Annotated in this window: 5 protein-coding genes; all 5 read left to right on the top strand. The window is 66.2% G+C overall.

Annotation, left to right across the window (positions count from 1 at the left end; translation table 11 throughout):
* Positions 1 to 190 precede the first annotated feature (190 nt).
* Positions 191 to 1,327 (top strand): TadE/TadG family type IV pilus assembly protein, encoded by a 1,137-nt coding sequence (locus VFH65_RS08795; protein ID WP_353320762.1) that lies wholly within the window; start codon positions 191 to 193, stop codon positions 1,325 to 1,327.
* Positions 1,328 to 1,329: 2 nt separating this feature from the next.
* Positions 1,330 to 1,764: a TadE/TadG family type IV pilus assembly protein gene (locus VFH65_RS08790; RefSeq protein ID WP_353320761.1), complete on the top strand. Its 435-nt coding sequence runs from the start codon at positions 1,330 to 1,332 to the stop codon at positions 1,762 to 1,764.
* Positions 1,751 to 2,983, top strand: coding sequence for a pilus assembly protein TadG-related protein (locus tag VFH65_RS08785; RefSeq protein WP_353320760.1), 1,233 nt, complete (start codon positions 1,751 to 1,753; stop codon positions 2,981 to 2,983). The genes VFH65_RS08790 and VFH65_RS08785 overlap by 14 nt, the downstream gene beginning before the upstream one ends.
* Positions 2,984 to 3,053: 70 nt before the next feature.
* The gene (locus tag VFH65_RS08780; protein ID WP_353320759.1) at positions 3,054 to 3,413 is read left to right on the top strand and encodes a DUF192 domain-containing protein; all 360 of its coding nucleotides are present in this window, start codon (positions 3,054 to 3,056) and stop codon (positions 3,411 to 3,413) included.
* A 46-nt stretch (positions 3,414 to 3,459) separates the two neighbouring features.
* Positions 3,460 to 3,946, top strand: a 487-nt coding sequence (locus tag VFH65_RS08775) for a ComF family protein (RefSeq protein WP_353320758.1), incomplete at its 3' end; no start/stop codon positions are given.

Genomic DNA, 3,946 nt, shown 5'->3' with positions numbered 1-3,946 from the left:
GCCTGGGAGCGGGGTCGACCATCGTGCTCACGCTGCCCGCGGAGCCGGCGGAATCGGTCGAGGGAGTGGCGGGGTAGGACCAAGGTACGGTGGCGGTCCGGGGGGTGGCGCGGGACCCTGCAAGGTGACGCGCAAGGTGCGGTTGCGACACTGCGCGAGCTTACTGCCCGTATTCCGAGTACCACCACTCATGAAGCTGCCCTTCCGACGCGGGGACACCACCGAGCGCACACGCGGCCAGGCCCTGGTCGAGTTCGCGATCGTCCTCCCTGTGCTGCTGCTGCTCTTCGTGCTGGCAGTGGATTTCGGCCGCGTGTTCTTTCAGTGGGTAGGGGTCAGCAACGCCTCGCGGATCGGCGCCAATTACGCAGCCCGCAATCCCGATGCGTGGGATGGGACGCCGGACCTCCTCTCGCAGGATGAGTTCAGAACGCTCGTCGCCCGTGACCTGAACCCACTCAACTGCATGGCGATGGACCTCACGGAGGTCGATAAGACCGACATTCCCGACCCGACCTTCACGGGATACGACGTAGGTGATCAGACAACGGTCGCATTGCAATGCCGGTTCCGGGTGCTTACGCCGATCGCGAGCATGATCCTTGGGGACAGCCTCTTTACCGTGACCGCCAACTCGACCTTCACGGTCAATGGGGGACGGATCGCGGGTATCCCGGTCGGGGTCGTGCCGCCGAGTACGACTGGGGGGACACCCTGCGCGCAGGTCGTCGTCCCCAACCTCGTCGGTCATACGGTGGGTAATGCGAGATCAATCTGGGAGGATCGGTTCACGGGCACCTTCACCGCTCTGGGTGGCGCGCTGGATGAGGACATCGTTGCAACGCAGACCACGTCGCCGCCGTACGCGGTGGGCGAGTGCGTCTCAGCCAACACGAGCGTGACCGTCACGATCGAGACAAGCACTACAACCTGCACCTCAGGGGAAGCCAGGGTGCCCGAGCTCAAGGACCTGACGGTTGGGGCAGCTCGGACCGCATGGGAGGATCTCTTTACCGGCGCCTTCTACGCCACCGGCACCGACGACGAGATCGTCACCAGCATGGATGTGTCGAGCGGGGACGAGCCCGGCGACTGCGCACCGGTGAGTGCGCTGGCGACCGTCGGCAGCGAACCCGCGGTTGAATACTGCACCGCGGCCCAGCTGTTTGGCCTAAAGAAGAACGCAGCCGAGAAGAAGTACGACGACGCTCTCTTCACCGGAGTGTTCGACTACCAGGGCTCAGCGTCCGGCACGGTGACAGGACAGAAGCTGACCGCCGGCCAGCCGTATTCCTGCTCGGCAGATGAACTCGTGACGTTGGAGTAATCATGAACCGCTGTCGCACGAGTTCGCGCGGGCAGGCGCTGGTTGAATTCGGCCTGATTCTGCCCATCTTTCTCCTGGTCCTCTTCGGGCTCTTCGATCTCGGCCGCGCCGTTTTCGCCTACAACACCATCCAGAACGCGGCCCGCGAGGCGGTTCGCGTCGCGATCGTCGACCAGAACGAGGACGTCATCCTGGCCGAAGCCCAGGCGCACGCCATTGGTTTGGGGCTGAGCGACGCGGACGTGACCCTCTCCTTCCTCGAGCCGGAGAGCTTGGCGGCACCGTGCAACACCCCCATCGCCATCTCGTGCGAGGTGGAGATTCTCGTGAACTACACATTCACGCCAGCTACGCCGATCATCGGCAACCTCGTCGGCAATCTCAACCTGTCAGCGGCATCGCGGCAGCCAGTGGAGCGCAGCTATGTTTCACCGTAAGCGCGACGCCTCGTCCGAGCGAGGACAGGTGCTCGTCATCGTCGCCCTCGGCATGATCGTCATCGTGGCGATGGTTGGACTCGTCATCGACGGCGGGTTCGCCTGGGGTCGGCAGCGCGCCACCCAGAACGCCGCCGACGCCGCGGCGCTCGCGGGCGCAACCGTGATGGCCGAGCGCCTCGCGGGCGCTGAGCCCGTCCGCACAGATCTCGAGGTCGATGCGGCAGTTCAGCTCGCATTCGACAACAACAAGATCGACCGCGACGCGGTGTTCTACACCAACATCACCGGCGACATGCTCACGCCGGGTGGCTCCGCCACGACCAACGAGTCCGCCGCCGCACGGGTTGGCGACGGCACGATCCCCGACGGCGCTGCGGGCGTACTCGCGCGTGGGACCGTGACGTTTCCGACCTTCCTGATGCGCGTGATCGGGTTCGACGAGAGCACCGCAACGGCACCGGCGACTGCCGTCGCCGGCTACCTCAACGAGGTGTGCGCCGCGGAGTCCGGGTGTGATGTCATTCCCATCACGTTGCCAGTCACGATCCTTCAATGCGACAACACGGGCAACAATCCGAGCGCGTACGATCCGCCGAGCTTCTGGCAGGTCACCAACGAGCCCATCTCGATCCCATTGTGTGGCAATGGACCAGGCAATGTGGGCTGGATCGATTGGTACCCTGGCACTGCTGGATGCGACGGCACTCCAAGCGAGGGTCTCCCTGAGATTGAATGCGAGATCCTCACGCCCAATAACCCGCCCATCTCGCTGCCATCGTGGCAGAAGGTCGCGCAGACCGGCAATCCCAACTCCGCTTTTATTGAAGCGGCGCTCAACAGCCGCTATGCCGGGGCCATCGTCCGCATTCCGCAATTCGACGGAACATGCGGTGACACGCCGAGCGGGACGAGCCTCAGCGGATGTGATCCATCGGATGTGGGTGGCGGCGGAACGAACCAGTGGTACCACCTGCCGCAGTTCGCCAGCTTCCAATTCTGCGGTCCCGCAATTCCGGAATGCGTCGCCGCAGGCGTCACCCAGGGGGCCTATGTCAACGGTTCCAATCCCATCTGTGCCACGCTCGACTACGCCAGCACCGGCGTGACGAGCTGCCTGGTCGGCCGCTTCGTGAAGTTCATCACCGAGGGCACGGTCGGACCGGGGACTGGTTCTGGATCCAGCACGGACGCAATTGGCGTGCAGCTGATCAGGTAGGGATCAGCCCACAATCAAGATGCCCCGGCCACGCGGCCGGGGCATCTCCACGTCCGCTAGCATCCACCTGATGCCCGCAACGATCGAGATTCGGAACGAGACCCGCGGCACGGTGGTGGCCGACCGCGCGCGCGTCGCCCGGAGCATGGGCGACCGGGTCGTGGGCCTCCTGAACCGCTCCGGCCTCGACCCCGGCGAGGGCCTGCTCATCGAGCGGACGCAGAGCATCCACATGTTCTTCATGCGCTTCCCCATCGACGTGGTCTTCATGGACCGATCCAGGCGCGTCACGAAGGCGGTGACGGGCCTTCGGCCGTGGCGCGTGATCTGGTGGGCGCGTGGTGCCCGCGATTGCATCGAGCTGCCGGTGGGCGCCATTGCGACGTCCGGCACCCGGGTCGGCGATCAGCTGGCCATCACGCCCCGGTAAGCCGCCGCTAAGGGGCCGATAAGGCCCCATCGGTCAGGCTGGCGTCATGTCGCTCGCGAGCCTGCTGGAGGTCGTCCTGCCGCCCTCGTGCGCCGGCTGTAGCCGGTACGGAACGGTCCTCTGCGGCGGGTGCGAGAAGGATCTGCGACCGGCAAGCGATCCGACGGCCTCGTTCCTGGCAGCCGACGCCGCCAGCCTGGGGGGATCCGAGGTCGAGCTCGTCGTCAGCGCGTTTCGGCACGAGGGCGTCGCCCGGCGCTGCCTTCAGCGCCTCAAGTACGGCGGAGCCCGCCGCCTCGCCGATCCGCTCGCTCGCGCGGCCCTGCCCGCGTTCGACGGTCTGCTGGCAGTGAGCGGTCCGGCGATCCTCGTTCCGGTGCCGGTCCATGTCTCGCGCGCCCGTGAGCGGGGCTACAACCAGGCGCTCCTGCTGGCCGGGGCGCTCGGTGCGGCGCGTCAGCTGCCGGTCGTGGAGCTCCTCACCCGTCCTCGCGCGACGCAGCGCCAGCATGCCCTCGACCGGACGGCCCGCC

Origin of the sequence: Mycobacterium sp., assembly GCF_035697385.1 — a bacterium.
Lineage (GTDB): Bacteria > Actinomycetota > Actinomycetes > Mycobacteriales > Mycobacteriaceae > Mycobacterium.
Note: the sequence above shows the minus strand (reverse complement) of the source record. Positions and strands in the feature narration are given on the sequence as shown.

Excerpts from the sequence above, each read along its gene's own strand:
- VFH65_RS08795 (WP_353320762.1), top strand. The coding sequence starts at position 191 with ATGAAGCTGCCCTTCCGACGCGGGGACACCACCGAGCGCACACGCGGC.
- VFH65_RS08790 (WP_353320761.1), top strand. The coding sequence starts at position 1,330 with ATGAACCGCTGTCGCACGAGTTCGCGCGGGCAGGCGCTGGTTGAATTC.
- VFH65_RS08785 (WP_353320760.1), top strand. The coding sequence starts at position 1,751 with ATGTTTCACCGTAAGCGCGACGCCTCGTCCGAGCGAGGACAGGTGCTC.
- VFH65_RS08780 (WP_353320759.1), top strand. The coding sequence starts at position 3,054 with ATGCCCGCAACGATCGAGATTCGGAACGAGACCCGCGGCACGGTGGTG.